This is a genomic window from Mesorhizobium norvegicum (genome assembly GCF_004919685.1).
Lineage (GTDB): Bacteria > Pseudomonadota > Alphaproteobacteria > Rhizobiales > Rhizobiaceae > Mesorhizobium > Mesorhizobium norvegicum.
The window spans coordinates 79,020-96,018 of sequence record NZ_SMYZ01000036.1; the positions used below are offsets into that span (position 1 = coordinate 79,020).

At 63.0% G+C, this 16,999-nt stretch carries 19 protein-coding genes; 14 read left to right on the forward strand and 5 right to left on the reverse strand.

The window, feature by feature from the left end; genetic code table 11:
• Position 1 precedes the first annotated feature (1 nt).
• From hisH to coaA, 7 genes are all read left to right on the forward strand, one after another.
• On the forward strand, positions 2 to 652 hold the full coding sequence (hisH, locus tag FCU66_RS14250; RefSeq protein WP_136616495.1) for an imidazole glycerol phosphate synthase subunit HisH: 651 nt from the start codon (positions 2 to 4) through the stop codon (positions 650 to 652).
• A 65-nt stretch (positions 653 to 717) separates the two neighbouring features.
• Positions 718 to 1,008 (forward strand): DUF1330 domain-containing protein, encoded by a 291-nt coding sequence (locus FCU66_RS14255; RefSeq protein WP_136616494.1) that lies wholly within the window; start codon positions 718 to 720, stop codon positions 1,006 to 1,008.
• Positions 1,009 to 1,012: 4 nt separating this feature from the next.
• On the forward strand, positions 1,013 to 1,762 hold the full coding sequence (gene hisA, locus FCU66_RS14260; RefSeq protein ID WP_136616493.1) for a 1-(5-phosphoribosyl)-5-[(5-phosphoribosylamino)methylideneamino]imidazole-4-carboxamide isomerase: 750 nt from the start codon (positions 1,013 to 1,015) through the stop codon (positions 1,760 to 1,762).
• Complete coding sequence (locus FCU66_RS14265) at positions 1,759 to 2,595, forward strand: arginase family protein (protein WP_136616492.1); 837 nt, start codon at positions 1,759 to 1,761, stop codon at positions 2,593 to 2,595. The genes hisA and FCU66_RS14265 overlap by 4 nt, the downstream gene beginning before the upstream one ends.
• A complete protein-coding gene (gene hisF / locus FCU66_RS14270) occupies positions 2,592 to 3,386 on the forward strand; it encodes an imidazole glycerol phosphate synthase subunit HisF (RefSeq protein ID WP_168991748.1) in 795 nt (264 codons plus the stop codon). The genes FCU66_RS14265 and hisF overlap by 4 nt, the downstream gene beginning before the upstream one ends.
• A 9-nt stretch (positions 3,387 to 3,395) precedes the next feature.
• Positions 3,396 to 3,719 (forward strand): phosphoribosyl-ATP diphosphatase, encoded by a 324-nt coding sequence (locus tag FCU66_RS14275; protein ID WP_136616490.1) that lies wholly within the window; start codon positions 3,396 to 3,398, stop codon positions 3,717 to 3,719.
• Positions 3,720 to 3,742: 23 nt separating this feature from the next.
• Positions 3,743 to 4,702, forward strand: coding sequence for a type I pantothenate kinase (gene coaA, locus FCU66_RS14280; protein WP_136616489.1), 960 nt, complete (start codon positions 3,743 to 3,745; stop codon positions 4,700 to 4,702).
• Here the strand turns inward: coaA and FCU66_RS14285 are convergent.
• The 4 genes from FCU66_RS14285 to FCU66_RS14300 form a co-directional block, all read right to left on the reverse strand.
• Complete coding sequence (locus FCU66_RS14285) at positions 4,689 to 5,318, reverse strand: alpha-ketoglutarate-dependent dioxygenase AlkB family protein (RefSeq protein WP_136616488.1); 630 nt, start codon at positions 5,316 to 5,318, stop codon at positions 4,689 to 4,691. The two genes, coaA and FCU66_RS14285, sit on opposite strands and share 14 nt — an antisense overlap.
• 190 nt (positions 5,319 to 5,508) lie before the next feature.
• Positions 5,509 to 5,982 carry a peptidoglycan-binding protein LysM gene (lysM, locus tag FCU66_RS14290; RefSeq protein ID WP_136616487.1) on the reverse strand — a complete coding sequence of 158 codons (474 nt, stop codon included), beginning with the start codon at positions 5,980 to 5,982 and terminating at the stop codon, positions 5,509 to 5,511.
• 89 nt (positions 5,983 to 6,071) lie between these two features.
• Complete coding sequence (arfB, locus tag FCU66_RS14295) at positions 6,072 to 6,509, reverse strand: alternative ribosome rescue aminoacyl-tRNA hydrolase ArfB (protein ID WP_109666974.1); 438 nt, start codon at positions 6,507 to 6,509, stop codon at positions 6,072 to 6,074.
• 85 nt (positions 6,510 to 6,594) lie between these two features.
• The gene (locus FCU66_RS14300) at positions 6,595 to 8,205 is read right to left on the reverse strand and encodes a phosphoenolpyruvate carboxykinase (RefSeq protein ID WP_136616486.1); all 1,611 of its coding nucleotides are present in this window, start codon (positions 8,203 to 8,205) and stop codon (positions 6,595 to 6,597) included.
• Positions 8,206 to 8,548: 343 nt separating this feature from the next.
• Between FCU66_RS14300 and FCU66_RS14305 the strand changes: the two genes are divergently transcribed.
• From FCU66_RS14305 to FCU66_RS14320, 3 genes are all read left to right on the forward strand, one after another.
• Positions 8,549 to 9,250 carry a response regulator transcription factor gene (locus tag FCU66_RS14305; RefSeq protein WP_013528337.1) on the forward strand — a complete coding sequence of 234 codons (702 nt, stop codon included), beginning with the start codon at positions 8,549 to 8,551 and terminating at the stop codon, positions 9,248 to 9,250.
• Between the two features lie 84 nt (positions 9,251 to 9,334).
• Positions 9,335 to 11,119: a sensor histidine kinase gene (locus FCU66_RS14315; RefSeq protein WP_127265054.1), complete on the forward strand. Its 1,785-nt coding sequence runs from the start codon at positions 9,335 to 9,337 to the stop codon at positions 11,117 to 11,119.
• A 203-nt stretch (positions 11,120 to 11,322) separates the two neighbouring features.
• Positions 11,323 to 11,784: an HPr kinase/phosphorylase gene (locus tag FCU66_RS14320; RefSeq protein ID WP_136616485.1), complete on the forward strand. Its 462-nt coding sequence runs from the start codon at positions 11,323 to 11,325 to the stop codon at positions 11,782 to 11,784.
• Here FCU66_RS14320 and FCU66_RS41120 read toward each other — a convergent pair.
• Positions 11,779 to 12,015, reverse strand: coding sequence for a hypothetical protein (locus tag FCU66_RS41120; protein WP_168992252.1), 237 nt, complete (start codon positions 12,013 to 12,015; stop codon positions 11,779 to 11,781). The two genes, FCU66_RS14320 and FCU66_RS41120, sit on opposite strands and share 6 nt — an antisense overlap.
• Here FCU66_RS41120 and FCU66_RS14330 point away from each other — a divergent pair.
• The 4 genes from FCU66_RS14330 (at position 11,950) to FCU66_RS14345 (ending at position 16,995) form a co-directional block, all read left to right on the forward strand.
• Positions 11,950 to 12,351 carry a PTS sugar transporter subunit IIA gene (locus FCU66_RS14330; RefSeq protein ID WP_023761135.1) on the forward strand — a complete coding sequence of 134 codons (402 nt, stop codon included), beginning with the start codon at positions 11,950 to 11,952 and terminating at the stop codon, positions 12,349 to 12,351. The genes FCU66_RS41120 and FCU66_RS14330 overlap by 66 nt on opposite strands.
• Positions 12,348 to 12,659 carry an HPr family phosphocarrier protein gene (locus FCU66_RS14335; protein WP_056589312.1) on the forward strand — a complete coding sequence of 104 codons (312 nt, stop codon included), beginning with the start codon at positions 12,348 to 12,350 and terminating at the stop codon, positions 12,657 to 12,659. Before FCU66_RS14330 ends, FCU66_RS14335 begins: the two co-directional genes overlap by 4 nt.
• 180 nt (positions 12,660 to 12,839) lie before the next feature.
• Positions 12,840 to 14,240 (forward strand): adenosylhomocysteinase, encoded by a 1,401-nt coding sequence (gene ahcY / locus FCU66_RS14340; protein WP_109666963.1) that lies wholly within the window; start codon positions 12,840 to 12,842, stop codon positions 14,238 to 14,240.
• 199 nt (positions 14,241 to 14,439) lie between these two features.
• Positions 14,440 to 16,995, forward strand: a complete 2,556-nt coding sequence (locus FCU66_RS14345; RefSeq protein WP_136616483.1) for a sensor histidine kinase — start codon at positions 14,440 to 14,442, stop codon at positions 16,993 to 16,995.
• Positions 16,996 to 16,999 lie beyond the last annotated feature (4 nt).

Sequence of the window (16,999 nt, forward strand, 5' to 3'; positions counted from 1 at the left end):
CATGCGGGTTGCGATCATCGACTACGGCTCGGGCAATCTGCGCTCGGCCACCAAGGCTTTCGAGCGCGCCGCGCGTGAAGCCGGCATATCGGCTGAGATCGACCTGACAGCTGATGCCGAACGGGTCCGAACGGCCGACCGCATCGTCCTGCCCGGCGTCGGCGCCTATGCCGACTGCGCGGCCGGCCTGCATGCCGTCGAAGGCATGTGGGAAGCGGTCGAGGAGGTGGCTATCGACAAGGGCCGGCCGTTCCTCGGCATCTGCGTCGGCATGCAGCTGATGTCCGAGCGCGGCCTGGAAAAGACAATCACCAACGGCTTCGGCTGGATATCGGGTGACGTCAAGGAGATCACGCCGGCTGATCCGGCGCTGAAAATCCCGCAGATCGGCTGGAACACGATAGAACTCAAGCGCCAGCATCCGCTGTTTGCCGGCATTCCGACTGGCGCGGGCGGGCTGCACGCCTATTTCGTGCATTCCTATCATCTCGATGCGCGCAAGGCGGACGAGGTCCTGGCGGTCGCCGACTATGGCGGCCCGGTGACGGCGACCGTCGCCCGCGACAATCTCGTCGGTACGCAGTTCCATCCGGAGAAGAGCCAGGCACTGGGCCTGGCGCTGATCACCAATTTCCTGCGCTGGAGGCCCTAGAGCATGATCCCGAAAAGTGGCCCCCGGTTTTCGGAAGAGATCATGCTTAAGCAAAGGGATAAATCATGAGCAAGAAGGGCTACTGGATGGTGATGATCGATGTCCGCGATCCCGAGGTTTACAAGCAGTACATCGAGGCGAATGCCGTCGCCTTTGCCAAATACGGTGCGAAATTCCCCGTGCGCGCCGGGCGCCATGAGAGCCCGGAAGGACCAACCGGCAACCGTCATGTGCTGGTGGAGTTCGAATCCTACGACAAGGCGGTCGAATGCTATCATTCGCCGGAATATCAGCATGCCTCGAAATTCCGGCTTGCCGCCTCATCAGGCCATTTCGTCATCGTTGAAGGTGCCTGAACGGATGATCCTTTTCCCCGCCATCGACCTCAAGGACGGCCAGTGCGTGCGCCTCAAGCACGGCGACATGGCGACCGCCACTATCTACAATGACGACCCGGCGGCCCAGGCCAAAGCCTTCGAGCAACAGGGCTTCGAATGGCTGCATGTCGTCGACCTCAACGGCGCCTTCCAGGGCCAGAGCGTCAACAGTGCGGCGGTCGGCGCGATCCTCAAGGCGACGAAGAATCCGGTGCAGCTCGGCGGCGGCATCCGCACGCTGGCGCAGATCGAGGACTGGCTCGATCGCGGGCTGGCCCGCGTCATCCTCGGCACGGTGGCGGTGCGCGATCCCGATCTGGTCAAGCAGGCCTGCAAGGCATTCCCGGGCAAGGTGGCCGTCGGCATCGACGCCAAGGGCGGCAAGGTGGCCGTCGAGGGCTGGGCCGAGGCGTCGAGCCTCGGCGTCATCGAGGTGGCGAAGAAGTTCGAGGGCGCCGGCGTTGCCGCCATCATCTACACCGACATCGACCGCGACGGCGTGCTGACCGGCATCAACTGGGACGCCACCATCGACCTTGCCGACGCAGTGTCTATTCCCGTCATCGCCTCCGGCGGCCTCGCCTCGATCGCCGACATCGTGCGCATGACCATGCCCGATGCGCAAAAGCTCGAAGGCGCGATTTCGGGCCGCGCGCTCTATGATGGCCGCATCGATCCGGCGGAGGCTCTGGCGATCCTGCAAGGCCGGCCGGCGGCGGAGACGCGACCGTGAAAATCTCCATCATCCTGGCGTCCTATGACAGTGGTCACTACCATGGCGGCATGGGCCAGGGTCCGGATGCGCTGATATCGGGCGGTCTCGTCGACGCGCTGACCATGGCCGGCCATGACGTTACGGTGGAAGACATCGGCAGGGTCGGAGACATCCAGGAGCGCGAGATCGCCACCGGCTTTGCCGTCTGCAACGCGGTTGCGGCCGAGGTTCGCCTTGCTCGTGACGCCGGTCGGTTTCCAATCGTCCTTGCCGGAAATTGCCTGACCAGTGCAGGTGCTGTCGCCGGCGAAGCCGCCGATGCGATCATCTGGGCCGACCAGCATGGCGACCTCAACACGCCCGAGACATCCATCTACGGCTTTCTCGACGGCATGGCGCTGGCGACAGTGCTCGGCCTGTGTTGGCGTCCGATGGCATCAGCCATTCCCGGCTTCAAGCCGATCGATCCGTCGCGCTGCGTGCTCGTCAACGCCCGCGATCTCGATGCGGCTGAAAAACAGCTTCTCGAGACATTGCCGATCGTCCGGACGGAATGCTCCGGGGTAGCCCAGGCGACTGAAAGACTGAAGGTCGCCGGCGCCAAGCGCGTGCACATGCATCTCGATCTAGACGTGCACGATCCCCAGGACTTGCAGGCCAACCGCTACGTCACATCAGGTGGGCCGAGCCCGGAACAGTTGCGCGACGCGGCCTGCGCCATGGCGCTTGCGGTGCCGGTCGTCGGCATCACCGTCTCCGCCTATGATCCGGCTTTCGACGGGCAGTCCGATGTTCCGCCGCTGGTCGGCCAGTTGCTCAACGATCTCATCGCCACGATAGAGGGAAGGTGATGCTGAAAGCCCGTGTCATCCCCTGCCTCGACGTCAAGAACGGTCGCGTCGTCAAGGGCGTCAACTTCGTCGATCTCATCGACGCCGGCGATCCGGTCGAGGCGGCCAAGGCCTATGATGCGGCCGGTGCCGACGAGCTCTGCTTCCTCGACATCACCGCTTCGTCCGACAATCGCGAGACCATCTTCGACGTCATCGCCCGCACCGCCGAACAATGCTTCATGCCGCTGACCGTCGGCGGCGGCGTGCGCCAGGTCGCCGATATCAGGAAGCTGCTGCTGGCCGGTGCCGACAAGGTGTCGATCAACACGGCGGCGGTGAAGAATCCGGATTTCGTCGCGGAAGCCGCCGACAAGTTCGGCAACCAGTGCATCGTCGTCGCCATCGACGCCAAGAAAGTGTCGGGCACCAGTGAGGCCGATCGCTGGGAGATCTTCACCCATGGCGGGCGTGAGAAGACCGGCATCGACGCGGTCGAATTCGCGCGCCAAATGGTCGATCGCGGCGCCGGCGAGATCCTGCTGACGTCGATGGATCGTGACGGCACCAAGGCCGGCTACGACATCGCGCTGACCCGCGCGATTGCAGATGCGGTGCGCGCGCCGGTGATCGCTTCCGGCGGCGTCGGCACGCTCGACCACATGGTCGAAGGCATTCGCGATGGCCATGCCGGCGCGGTGCTGGCGGCGTCCATCTTTCATTTCGGTACCTACACGATAGCGCAGGCCAAGGCGCATATGGCTGCCGCAGGGCTGCCGATGCGGCTGGACTCCCTCGGTAATCGGTCTTAAACGGCGGCCATGACCGAGTTTTCGCTGTCAGATCTTGAAGAAACCATCAGGGAACGCGCCCATTCCGGTGATCCGGATTCCTGGACGGCAAAACTGTTCGCGCGCGGCATCGACAAGGCGGCGCAGAAGCTCGGCGAAGAGGCGGTCGAGACCGTGATTGCCGCCGTCAAGGGCGACAAACAGGCCCTCGTTTCGGAAAGTGCCGATCTTATATATCATTGGCTCGTCGTTCTCGGCCTCTCCGGGGTTCCGTTGAGCGATGTGCTTAGGGAACTCGAAGGCCGCACCGGGCGTTCGGGCATCGCCGAGAAGGCGTCACGGCCCAAGGGCTGACCGCGAGGAGGGCAGGTATCTCGATGGATCAGCTCGCGCCAACCGAGAAATATTCCCCCTTTCGTTTCTTCTCCGCCGAGCAATGGTCGCAATTCCGCGCCGACACGCCGCTGACGCTGAGCGCGGATGAATTCCGCCGCCTGCGTTCGCTCAACGACCCGGTCGACCTCGAAGAGGTCAAGCGCATCTATCTGTCGCTGTCGCGGCTTCTGTCCGCGCATGTCGAGGCGAGCCAACTGCTGTTTCGGCAGCGCCAGGCCTTCTTCAATGCGGTGGACATCGTCAAGACGCCTTTCATCATCGGCATTGCCGGTTCCGTCGCGGTCGGCAAATCGACCACGGCGCGCGTGCTGAAGGAGCTGTTGGCGCGTTGGCCGTCGAGCCCCAAGGTCGATCTCATCACCACCGACGGCTTCCTGCTGCCCAACGAGGTGCTGCGCCGCGAAAACCTGATGGAACGCAAGGGCTTTCCCGACAGCTATGATGTCGGCGCGCTGCTGCGCTTCCTCTCGGGCATCAAGTCGGCGCTGCCCAATGTCCGCGCGCCGGTCTATTCGCACCTCACCTACGACGTCATTCCCGGCGAGTTCGTCACCATCGACCGGCCTGACATCCTGATCTTCGAAGGCATCAATGTCCTGCAGCCCGGCAAGCTGCCGCAGGACGGCAAGATCGTGCCCTTCCTGTCGGACTTCTTCGACTTCGCCATCTATATCGATGCCGACGAGAAGCTGATCCACGAGTGGTACATTTCCCGCTTCATGCGGTTGCGCGAGACCGCCTTCCGCAATCCGGACTCCTTCTTTCACCGCTACTCGCAGCTTTCGGAGGATTCGGCCCGCGCCATCGCCGAAGGCCTGTGGACCAACATCAACCTGAAGAATCTGCGCGAGAACATCCTGCCGACGCGGGCCCGCGCCGACTTGATCCTGCGCAAGGGCGCCGACCACCTGATCGAGGAAGTGGCGCTCAGGAAGCTGTGACGGCCGGCTTCGTCACCCGTCGCAGCGTCAGATTGATCCGCCCGCCATTCTTCAGCAGCGCCGAGGTCGAGGGGTAGATTCGATCGACGCCGTGGAAGCTGAGGCGACCCTCGCCGCCGAGCACCACGACGTCGCCGCTTTTCAGCCGGAACGACTTTGTGCCGCCCTCACGCGTCGTCTGGCCGACCCTGAACAGGCAATCGTCGCCCAATGACACGGAAACCACCGGCGCCGAAAAGTCGGCCTCGTCGCGGTCCTGATGCAGGCCAATTTTTGCGTCCGGCGTGTAGAAATTGACCAGGCATGCTTCCGGTGGGTGCGCATAGCCCGATACCTGCCGCCACAGCTCGAGCAGCGCCTCCGGGATTGGCGGCCATGGCGCTCCGGTCACCGGATGCGTCGGCTGGTAGCGATAGCCATGCTCCTTGTCGGTGACCCAGCCGAGCGGGCCGCAATTGGTCATGCGCACGCTCATCTCCTTACCGGTGCGCGGCATGGCCGGCACGAACAGCGGCGCTTGCTGCACGATGCTTCTCACCGCCTCGACCAGCGCTTCCTGCACGGTGCGGGACAGGTAGGCCGGCATGTGGCGGACGCCTTTGGGCAGGACGAGCATGAGGTTGGTCGCTTGATCCGTTCGTCAAAGGCCAAGCATGCCATCGCCAAATGAAAACGGCGACCCGAAAGCCGCCGTTCTACCTCTTTGTTTAACACAATTCCCAAGGGAAAGCGCTATGCGCTTTTCCCGGGAAAACCGTTTCACACTTTTCCTGGAATTGCTCTTGGCAAATTGGCAGTCGCCCCGATCAGGCGAGATCTGGAATGCGCAGCACCTGGCCCGGATAGATCTTGTCGGGATGGGTCAGCATCGGCTTGTTGGCCTCGAAGATGACCGTGTTCTTCGCGCCCTTGCCCTTGCCGTAGCTCTTCTCGGCGATCTTCCAGAGATTGTCACCCTTCTGGACGGTGTAGAAAGTTGGCTCCTTGGCCGGGGCAGCGGCCGTGCCTGCCTCTGGGGCGACCTGCAGCTCGTCCGCCTGCACCTTGGAGACGCCGAGCGTGTTGCCGACGGCGATGACCGCCTTTTCGAAGATCGACTGATCCTTGACCACACCCTTCAGCACCGCCGTGTCGCCCTTGACGACGACCTCGACGCCATCGGTGCCGAGCTTGTGCGAATCGAGTTCCTTCTTGAGTGTGTCGGCCGTGGGTGCGGCTTCTTCGTCGCCGCCGATGCCCAGTTTCTTGCCGACGCTCTTGACGAAATCGAACATGCCCATCTTTGGTCTCCCTTGCTATGGCAATGGTGGAACCTTGCATCTGCGGTTCAAAATGGGAAGTCGTTTTGTGCGCGCGATTGGTGTGGTGCTTAATCGTTCTCCACTCGGCCGCGCAGTTTCTTGATCGTGCCGCGTCCGGCCTTGCTCTTCAGCCGCCGCTCCACCGCGCCTTTCGATGGCCGCGTCTTCTTGCGCGGCGGCGGCGGCGGTTCGGCGGCCTTGGCGACCAGTGCCGTAAGCCGTGCCCGAGCGTCCGCCCGGTTCTGTTCCTGGGTGCGGAAGCGACCTGCCTCGATGACGATGACACCGTCCTTGGTGGCACGCTGGCCGGCAAGCTTGATCGTCCGCTCGCGCACGCGCTCCGACAGGCCCGTTGCGTTGGCCGCATCGAAGCGCAGCTGCACCGCTGTCGCTACCTTGTTGACGTTCTGGCCGCCGGGACCGGACGAGCGGATGAAGTCCTCGTGCAGGTCGCCCGGGTAGATCACCGCATCGCCTGATATGATGATGTTGTCGTCGCTCGCCATGCCGCAGTCATGGCGCGGCAGATCAAAAAAGAAAAGGCCCGATCGAAACCGGGCCTTTCAACGACAGCTGAGTCCGATGGCGCGATTACTCCGCCGCTTCCTGCATGCGCGGCGCCGCCCCCAGCACCACGGCGTCGACATGGCTTTCGAATTTCTCGAAGTTGACGGCGAACATGCCGACCAGTTTTGCCGCCTGCCGGTCATAGCCGGCCTTGTCGGCCCAGGTCGAGCGCGGGTCGAGAATAGCGCTGTCGACGCCTCGAACCGCCACCGGCACCTCGAAACCGAAATGGGCATCGGTGCGGAACTCGGCCGTCTTCAGCGAGCCGTCGAGTGCGGCGGCAAGCAAGGCCCGCGTCGCCTTGATCGGCATGCGCTTGCCGGTGCCGTAGGCGCCGCCGGTCCAGCCGGTGTTGACCAGCCAGCAATCGGCGTCATGGCGGGCAATCAGTTCGCGCAGCAGATTGCCGTATTCCGATGGATGGCGCGGCATGAACGGCGCGCCGAAACAGGTCGAAAACGTCGCTTCGGGCTCGGTTACGCCCTTTTCGGTTCCGGCCACCTTGGCGGTGTAGCCGGAGAGGAAATGATACATCGCCTGCGCCGGGGTCAGCCGCGCGATCGGCGGCATCACCCCGAACGCATCGGCGGTCAGCATGATGATGTTCTTCGGATGATTGGCGCGCCCGGTCTTGCTGGCGTTGGGGATGAAGTCCAACGGGTAGGCGCAGCGTGTGTTCTCGGTCAGCCTTCCGTCGTTGAAATCCGGCACGCCATCAGCGTCGAGCACGACATTTTCCAGCACGGTGCCGAAGCGCTGCGTGGTGGCAAAGATTTCCGGCTCGGCTTCCGCCGACAGCTTGATCGTCTTGGCGTAGCAGCCGCCTTCGAAATTGAAGATGCCGTGCGGCCCCCAGCCATGCTCGTCGTCGCCGATCAGCGTGCGTGAGGGATCGGCCGAGAGCGTCGTCTTGCCGGTGCCCGACAGGCCGAAGAAGATGGCGGCGTCGCCGGCCGCACCCTCATTGGCCGAGCAATGCATCGGCATCACGCCTTTCGCCGGCAACAGATAGTTGAGCATGGTGAACACCGACTTCTTCATCTCGCCGGCATAGGAGGTGCCGCCGATCAGCACGATCTTGCGCGAAAGATCCACGGCGATCACCGTTTCGGTGCGGCTGCCGTGGCGGACGGGATCGGCGCGGAAGGACGGCAGGTCGATGATCGTCATGTCAGGCACGAAATGCTCGAGCTCGGCGGCATCCGGACGGATGAGCAGATTGCGGATGAACAGCGAGTGCCAGGCAAATTCGGTGATCACCCTGGTGGGCAGCTTCAGCTCCGCATCGGCGCCGCCGACCAGATCCTGGACGTAAAGATCCTTGTCCGCGGCATGCGCTTGGAAATCGGCAAGCAGCGTGTCGAACTGGGCCGGCGAGATCGCCTTGTTGTTGTCCCACCAGACATGCGGTTCTGTGGCGCCATCGCGGACGACGAACTTGTCCTTGGGCGAGCGGCCGGTGTGCTGGCCGGTCTCGGCGACCAGCGCGCCATGGGCGGTCAACCGGGCTTCGCCGCGCCGGATCGATTCCTCATAAAGAGCAGCCGCACCGAAATTATAACGCACCACGCCGGTGGTTTTCAGGCCGATATGATCGATCGCACAGGCAGAATTGCGTTTGCCGACTTCCGACATGGGTGTCCCTTCTTGGATTTGCCGCATCTTTGCCGGCACCTTTCCGGCATGCCCGCACCGCAGGCTGAGATGGTCAGAACCAGAAAAGCCAAATGATATCAAATCATTAATCGATTTAAATATTTTGAAAGTTGTTTAAATCGTTTATATGTGCAAAAAGTTTCGCGGTTGCCCAAAGGATTGGCGATGTTCGTTCGTCCAATCCATATCGAGGTAGGATTGTGGCCGCCGGCATGCCGCGCGTGACAGCGGACAAGGCCTATGCCACATTTTGTACCTAATTTGTCCTGCAAAAGCCCCTTCTCTACGAAAGAAGGGACAGCTCATGAGGGAGCCGCTTGAAATGGCAACAATCGCGCTTGTCGATGACGACCGCAACATTCTGACATCGGTGTCGATCGCCCTCGAATCCGAGGGGTATCGCGTCGAGACCTACACGGATGGTGCGTCAGCGCTGGAAGGACTGGCGGCACGCCCGCCGAACCTTGCCATCCTCGACATCAAGATGCCGCGCATGGACGGCATGGAACTGCTGCGCCGGATGCGCCAGAAGTCCGACCTTCCGGTGATCTTCCTGACTTCCAAGGATGACGAGATCGACGAATTGTTCGGCCTCAAGATGGGCGCCGACGATTTCATCCGCAAACCGTTCTCGCAGCGTCTGCTGGTCGAGCGGGTGCGCGCCGTGCTGCGCCGTGCCAGTGCCCGCGAGGCTGCGGCCAAGACACCCAGCCAGCAGGCCCGCTCGCTCGAGCGCGGCCAGCTCGTCATGGACCAGGAGCGCCATACCTGCACCTGGAAGGGCGAGCCGGTGACGCTGACCGTCACCGAGTTCCTGATCCTGCATTCGCTGGCGCAGCGTCCCGGTGTCGTAAAAAGCCGTGATGCGCTGATGGATTCGGCCTATGATGAACAGGTCTATGTCGACGACCGGACCATCGACAGCCATATCAAGCGGCTGCGCAAGAAGTTCAAGGCCGTCGACGACGACTTCGAGATGATCGAAACCCTTTACGGAGTCGGATACCGGTTCCGCGAGGCGTGAGCTGATGCATGTCGCCCAAAAGTGGTCCCGGTTTTGGGGCAACGACATGCATCTAACTAAAGACTAGGCGGGAGCTGCTATTCGATGGCAGTCGAGGCACAGCGAACAAGACCGGCGGGCGCCTCGAGGCGGCCGTCGCGGATCATGCCGTCCTTCGTGTCGAAGATCACGGTGCCGATGCGCCGCTTCCTCGGCCATCATATCTTTTCCAGCCTGACGCGGCGTATCCTCTTCCTCAACCTTGCCGGCCTTGCCGTCCTGGTAACCGGCATCCTCTATCTCAACACCTTCCGCGACGGGCTGATCGACGCCCGCGTCGAGAGCCTGATGACCCAGGGCGAGATCATCGCCGGCGCCATCGCCGCATCGGCGACGGTCGAGACGGATTCGATCAGCATCGACCCGGAAAAGCTGCTTGAGCTGCAGGCCGGCGAAAGCCTGGGACCGGGCTCCGACCAGCTCGACAATCTCGACTTCCCGATCAATCCGGAGCGCGTCGCGCCGGTGCTGAGAAGGCTGATCTCGCCAACCCGGACCCGCGCCCGCATCTATGACCGCGACGCCAATCTGCTGCTCGATTCACGCCATCTCTATTCGCGCGGCCAGATCCTGCGCTACGACCTGCCGCCGGTCGACGAGGAAGAACCCGATCTGGTCGAGCGCATCCAGAAATTCGTCTTCGACTTTTTCCGCAACACCGAACTGCCGGTCTATCACGAGCAGCCGGGCGGCAATGGCGCCACTTTCCCTGAAGTGGTCAAGGCGCTCACCGGCAGCCCGTCGACCATCGTGCGCATCTCGGAACAGGGCGAGCAGATCGTTTCCGTGGCGGTGCCGATCCAACGCTTCCGCGCCGTTCTCGGCGTGCTGATGCTGTCGACCGAAGGCGGCGACATCGACAAGATCGTCGCCGCCGAGCGCAAGGCGATCCTGCGTGTCTTCGGCATCGCGGCCCTGGTCACCGCCATCCTGTCGATGCTGCTCGCCTCCACCATCGCCAATCCGCTGCGCCGGCTGTCGGCGGCGGCGGTGCGCGTGCGGCGCGGCGTCAAGAGCCGCGAGGAAATCCCCGACTTTTCCGACCGTCAGGACGAGATCGGTAATCTGTCGATCGCCATACGCGACATGACCAACGCGCTCTACGCCCGCATCGAGGCGATCGAAAGCTTTGCGGCTGACGTGTCGCATGAATTGAAGAACCCGCTGACATCGCTGCGCAGCGCGGTGGAGACCTTGCCGCTGGCCAAGAACGACGATTCGCGCGGCCGGCTGATGGACATCATCCAGCACGATGTCAGGCGGCTGGACCGGCTTATCACCGATATTTCCGACGCCTCGCGCCTTGATGCGGAGCTCGCGCGTGAAGATGCCGGGACCGTCGATTTGAAGAAATTCATCACCGATCTGGTCGCCGTTTCGCGTGAAGCCACGCGCAACAAGAAGGCGGTCGAGATCGAGTTCAAGGTCGCCAAACTGCCGCAGGGCGTCAAAGGCTACGTCGTCGTCGGCCATGATCTGCGCATCGGCCAGGTCATCACCAATTTGATCGAGAACGCCCGTTCCTTCGTTCCCGAGGACCATGGCCACATCACCCTGTCGCTGGCGCGCGCCGGCAAGTTCAACATCGTCACCATCGACGACAATGGTCCCGGCATCCGCGCCGACAACATCGACCGCATCTTCGAACGCTTCTACACCGACCGGCCGGCCGGCGAGGCGTTCGGCCAGAATTCGGGCCTTGGCCTGTCGATATCCAGGCAGATCGTCGAGGCCCATGGCGGCACCCTGACCGCCGAGAACATCCCCGGCACCAAACCCGGCGAGATCAAGGGCGCGCGCTTTGTCGTGACGCTGCCGGCCGAAGCATGATCCCGAAAAGTGGGAACCGGTTTTCGGACAAGATCATGCTTCATCCAACAGGCATGATCCCGAAAAGTGGGAACCGGTTTTCGGACAAGATCATGCTTCATCCAACAGGCATGATCCCGAAAAGTGGGAACCGGTTTTCTCGGACGAACGGTTCCGTTCGTCCAGAGATCATGCTCCATCCAAAAACATGATCGGGCAAGATCGTGCATGATCCAGTTGCGCAGCCTGAAAACATTCACGGAACCGCGATCCTGATCGGCGAACGCGGCGTCCTTATCACCGGGCCGTCCGGCGCCGGCAAGACGACGCTGGCGCTGACACTCTTGGACCATTGCCGCGCGCGCGGGCTGTTCTCACGGCTGATCGGTGACGACAGGCTGCTTGCCGCGGCCCGCGCCGGGCGACTGGTCTGTCGCGTGCCGGCGACCATCGCCGGTCTCGCCGAAGTGCCTGGGTTCATGCCACGCCCGCTGCCGTTCGAGCCGGGCGGAGTGATCGACCTGCATGTGAGGCTGGTGCCAAAGGCAGAGATGGCCCGTTTCCAGGAGGATATCAGCGAGCCGGTCGCAGGCTGCCCAGTGCCGCGTATCGACCTTGCCGAGCGTAACGCCGCCACGGCCTTGCCCGCCGTGATGGCGCGGCTGTCGATCGCGCCTTTTCTATGATCCGCCCCGGCTTTTTTTGCTGCAATGCGTCAAAATGGCATGGGCCTGCGCAATTTTGGGCTTGTCAACGGGCCGCGCGTCGACAAGATAGCGCTCCCGCCGCCTGGAATGGCTGGCGAGCATAAAATGCGCCTGTGAAGCGGCGATGACGGGAGCCACCAAAGAATGATCGGACTCGTGCTTGTAACGCACGGTCAACTGGCCGCCGAGTTTCGACATGCCGTGGAACATGTCGTCGGGCCACAAGACAATTTCGAAACCGTGGCGATCGGCGCCGACGACGATATGGAGCAGCGTCGCCGCGACATCGTCGACGCGGTTGCCCGTGTCGATACCGGGGCGGGCGTTATCGTGCTGACCGACATGTTCGGCGGCACGCCGTCCAATCTTGCCATCTCGGTGATGGAATCCGGCCGCACCGAGGTGATCGCCGGCATGAACCTGCCGATGCTGATCAAGCTCTCCTCGATCCGCAAGGGCGACAATATGGCCGCCGCACTCGACGAGGCCCAGGCCGCCGGCCGCAAATACATCAACGTCGCCAGCCAGCTCTTGAGCAGCAAATGAACGCGCTGTCCCCGGAAAAAGATCATATCGCCAAAGATCCGATCACCAGGGACTTTCCCATCATCAACCAGCGCGGCCTGCACGCGCGCGCCTCGGCGAAGTTCGTCCAGCTGGCCAGTGGCTTCGATGCCTCGGTGCATGTCGAGAAGGACGGCGTCAAGGTCGGCGGCACGTCGATCATGGGCCTGATGATGCTGGCGGCAAGCCCCGGCTACTCGATCCGCGTCACCGCCAGCGGGCCGGAGGCCCGGCAGGTCATCGACGCGCTGGAACAGTTGGTGGCGTCCCGCTTTGGCGAGGAAAGCTGATCCGGTACGCAGCCAATGCATGTCCGAGAGACATGCAGGGATAAAGATTTCTTTATATCCCATTGTCGTCTTCACGCCGATCTGCTAGTCAGGCCGCCTATTCGCGCCCTTCGACGCGCCGATCGGCGCGGGCGCATCCGCAACCAATTCGCAGCACAACATTCGCATCGGAGCACTGCCATGACGGGTAGCAAGGACTATGTGGTCGCCGACATCTCGCTTGCCGGCTGGGGCCGCAAGGAACTCGATATCGCCGAAACCGAAATGCCGGGCCTGATGGCCTGCCGCGAGGAATTCGGTGCCAAGAAGCCGCTCAAGGGTGCGCGCATCACCGGCTCGCTGCACATGACCATCCAGACGGCGGTGTTGATCGAGACGCTGAAGGCACTCGGCGCCGATATCCGCTGGGCCTCCTGCAACATCTTCTCGACCCAGGATCACGCGGCCGCGGCCATCGCCGAAGCCGGCATCCCGGTGTTTGCCGTCAAGGGCGAGTCGCTCGAGGAGTACTGGGACTACACCGACAAGATCTTCCAGTGGGCCGACGGCGGCCTCTCCAACATGATCCTCGATGATGGTGGCGACGCCACCATGTACATCCTGATCGGCGCCCGCGCCGAGGCCGGCGAGGACGTGCTGTCCAACCCGCAGAGCGAGGAAGAGGAATACTTCTACGCCCAGGTCAAGAAGCGCCTGAAGGCTTCGCCAGGCTTCTTCACCAAGCAGAAGGCGGCGATCCGCGGCGTCACCGAAGAGACGACCACCGGCGTCAACCGGCTCTACCAGTTGCAGAAGAAGGGCCTGCTGCCCTTCCCCGCCATCAACGTCAACGACTCGGTCACCAAGTCGAAGTTCGACAACAAATATGGCTGCAAGGAATCGCTGGTCGATGGCATCCGCCGTGGCACCGACACGATGATGGCCGGCAAGGTCGCGGTCGTCTGCGGCTATGGCGACGTCGGCAAGGGCTCGTCGGCCTCGCTCAAGGGCGCCGGCGCCCGCGTCAAGGTCACCGAGGTCGATCCGATCTGCGCCCTGCAGGCGGCGATGGACGGTTTTGAAGTCGTGACGCTGGAAGATGCGGCACCCACCGCCGACATCGTCATCACCACCACCGGCAACAAGGATGTCGTCACCCTCGACCATATGCGTTCGATGAAGGACATGGTCATCGTCGGCAACATCGGCCACTTCGACAACGAGATCCAGGTGGCGTCGCTGCGCAACCTGAAATGGACCAACGTCAAGCCGCAGGTCGACATGATCACCTTCCCGGACGGCAAGCGGATGATCCTTTTGTCGGAAGGCCGGCTGCTCAATCTCGGCAATGCCACCGGCCACCCGAGCTTCGTCATGTCGGCATCCTTCACCAACCAGGTTCTGGCCCAGATCGAGCTGTACACCAAGCCCGGCCAGTACGAGAACCAGGTCTATGTCCTGCCCAAGCATCTCGACGAAAAGGTCGCGCGCCTGCATCTCGACAAGCTCGGCGCCCGCCTGACCGAATTGTCCGGTGAGCAGGCCGCCTATATCGGCGTCACGCCGCAGGGCCCGTTCAAGCCGGAACACTACCGCTATTAACCAAAGCTAAAATTACTACCAGATATTGAGGCCGGGCGATTGACTTTTCGCCCGGCTCTATTTTTGCGCGCAATCGCCTTCACGGCGATTCGGCGAGGGGTTATTGTCAGGTGATTCGGCGATGCTTCCAGCCCGAGAGGGTTCAAGAGAGGCGCGCATCAGGGCGGTCTTGCATTCAGGCGGCGGAGAGGACCAAGACATGCCGGGGCAACACCCGCACAGAGCGGGACGGGCCGTTTCCGGCGGCCATGACGATTCGGGGATCACCGGCTCCGCTTTGCAAAGCGGAGGCCTGTCATGGCGCGCCCGCGCGTCAATCTTCCTTGCCACCTCCGCGCTGGCCGGCCCCTTGGCTGGTGCTGCCGCGCAGGCCGAAACCGCTGCTGCCGCTGTCGCCGGATTGTCGGTGAGCGCCGTCGAGGTCATGCAGCTTGCCGTGTTTGTCGGCGTGACGGGTGCCGCACTTCTGTCGGCCATCGTTCTCATCCGCGAAAGAGCCCGCACCTCGACCGAGAATGTCGAACTCAGGAGCCGCCTCGCCGACATCAACGCGGCGCTCCGCCGCTCCGAGGCGCTGCTCAATCTGCGGGACCAGCGCGTGGTCGTCTGGGCCGCGGAAAACAAGAAGCCCGAACTCATCGGCACGTTGCCCGTCGAAAGCGGCGCTCCGGAGGACCGGGCGGCTTTCCTCGCTTTCGGCCGCTGGCTGATGCCGCGTTCGGCGGCGGCGCTTGAACATGCCGTTGCCGGATTGCGCGAAAAGGCCAAACCCTTCGATCTCGTCATCGAATCGCAGGCCGGCGCGCCGCTCGAAGTGCATGGCCGCAAGAGCGCGGCACATGTGCTGGTGCGTTTCGTCTCGCTCTCGGAGACGCAGCGCAGCCAGGCCAGGCTGAAGATCGAGAACCAGCGGCTGGCCGCCGACCATGACACGATGATCGGCCTGCTCGACGCGCTGAACATGCCGGCATGGCTTCGCAGCGAGGATGGCCGGCTGAAGTGGGTCAACCGGGCCTATGCCCATGGGGTCGAAGCCGAAAATGCCGAAGCCGCGGTTCGGGAGGCAAAAGAGTTCCTCGGCGGCCAGGCACGCGATGCGATTGCCGCCCAGCACAAGACGCATCCGGTCTTCGAGCAGTCGCTTTCCACCGTGATCGAAGGTGACCGCCGTGTGTTTGCGGTCACCGATTTCGCGGGCAGCGATGGCTCGGCCGGCCTTGCTTGCGACACCAGCGCCATCGAGGCGGTTCGCGGCGAATACGAACGGACAGTCAGGAGCCACGCCGACACGCTCGACCAGCTCAACACGGCGGTCGCCATTTTCGACACCGACGAGAAGCTGCGGTTCTTCAACCAGGCCTTCCAGAAACTATGGGGTCTCGATGCAGGCTTCCTGCACAGCGCTCCCGACAATGCCTTGCTGCTCGACCGGCTGCGCAGCGAGGGCAAGATCGCCGAGCAACCTGAATGGCGACGCTGGAAGGAAGGCCTGCTCGGCGCCTATCGCGCTGTCGAGTCGCAGGAGCATTGGTGGCATCTGCCGGACGGCAAGACCATCCGCGTCGTCGCCAACCCGCAGCCCAAGGGCGGCGTCACCTGGGTGTTCGAGAACCTGACCGAGAAGATGGACCTCGAGAGCCGCTACCAGACAGCGGTGCGGGTCCAGGGCGAGACGCTCGACAATCTTGCCGAAGGCGTGGCGGTGTTCGGCCCCGACGGCAGGCTCAGGCTGTCGAATCCCGCCTTTGCCACACTTTGGGGTTTGAGCGGCGAGGCGGCCAAGCCCAACGTCCATGTGTCCACGATCCGCGACCTTTGCGACCGGCAGGCGGTGGATAGTCCCTGGCCAGGCTTCGTTGCCGCCATTACCGGCTTCGACGACGAGCGCCGCGACCGCCACGGCCAGACCGAGCTCAACAATGGCAATGTGCTGAGCTACGCCATCATCCCGTTACCCAACGGGCAGGTGATGATGACCTTCGTCGACGTCACCGACAGCGTCAATGTCGAACGGGCGCTGAAGGACAAGAACGAGGCGCTGCAAAAATCCGACCAGCTCAAGAACGAATTCGTCCAGCACGTCTCCTACGAATTGCGCTCGCCGCTGACCAACATCATCGGCTTCACCGAATTGCTGTCGCAGCCCACGACCGGTCCGTTGACGCAGAAGCAGCGTGAATATGTCGAGCATGTTAGCTCGTCCTCCTCGGTCCTGCTCACCATCGTCAACGACATCCTCGACCTGGCGACGGTGGACGCCGGCATCATGCAGCTCGACATTTCCGAGGTGCAGGTCGATCGCACCATCGCGGCCGCGGCCGAACTGGTGGCCGACCGGCTGGAAGAGCATTCGATCAGGCTCGAGGTCGACGCCGCTGCTGCACCGAAGACGTTTCACGGCGATGAGATCCGCGTCCGCCAGATCCTCTACAATCTGCTCAGCAACGCCGCCAACTACGCACCGGAAGCCAGCACCATCCGGCTCACTTGCCGCCATCTGGCGGACGGGGTGGAATTCTCGGTTCATGACGACGGTCCCGGCATGCCGCCGGACCTGCTCGATTCGGTGTTCCGCCGTTTCGAGCCGCGCGCCAATGGCGGCCGCCGGCGTGGCGCCGGCCTCGGCCTGTCGATCGTCAAGAGCTTTGTCGAACTGCATGGCGGCAGCGTTCGCATCGAAACCGGCAAGGACAAGGGCACGACCGTCATCTGCACCTTTCCCGACATGCCGGGCATCCGTGCCGCGGCCGAGTAGCGCG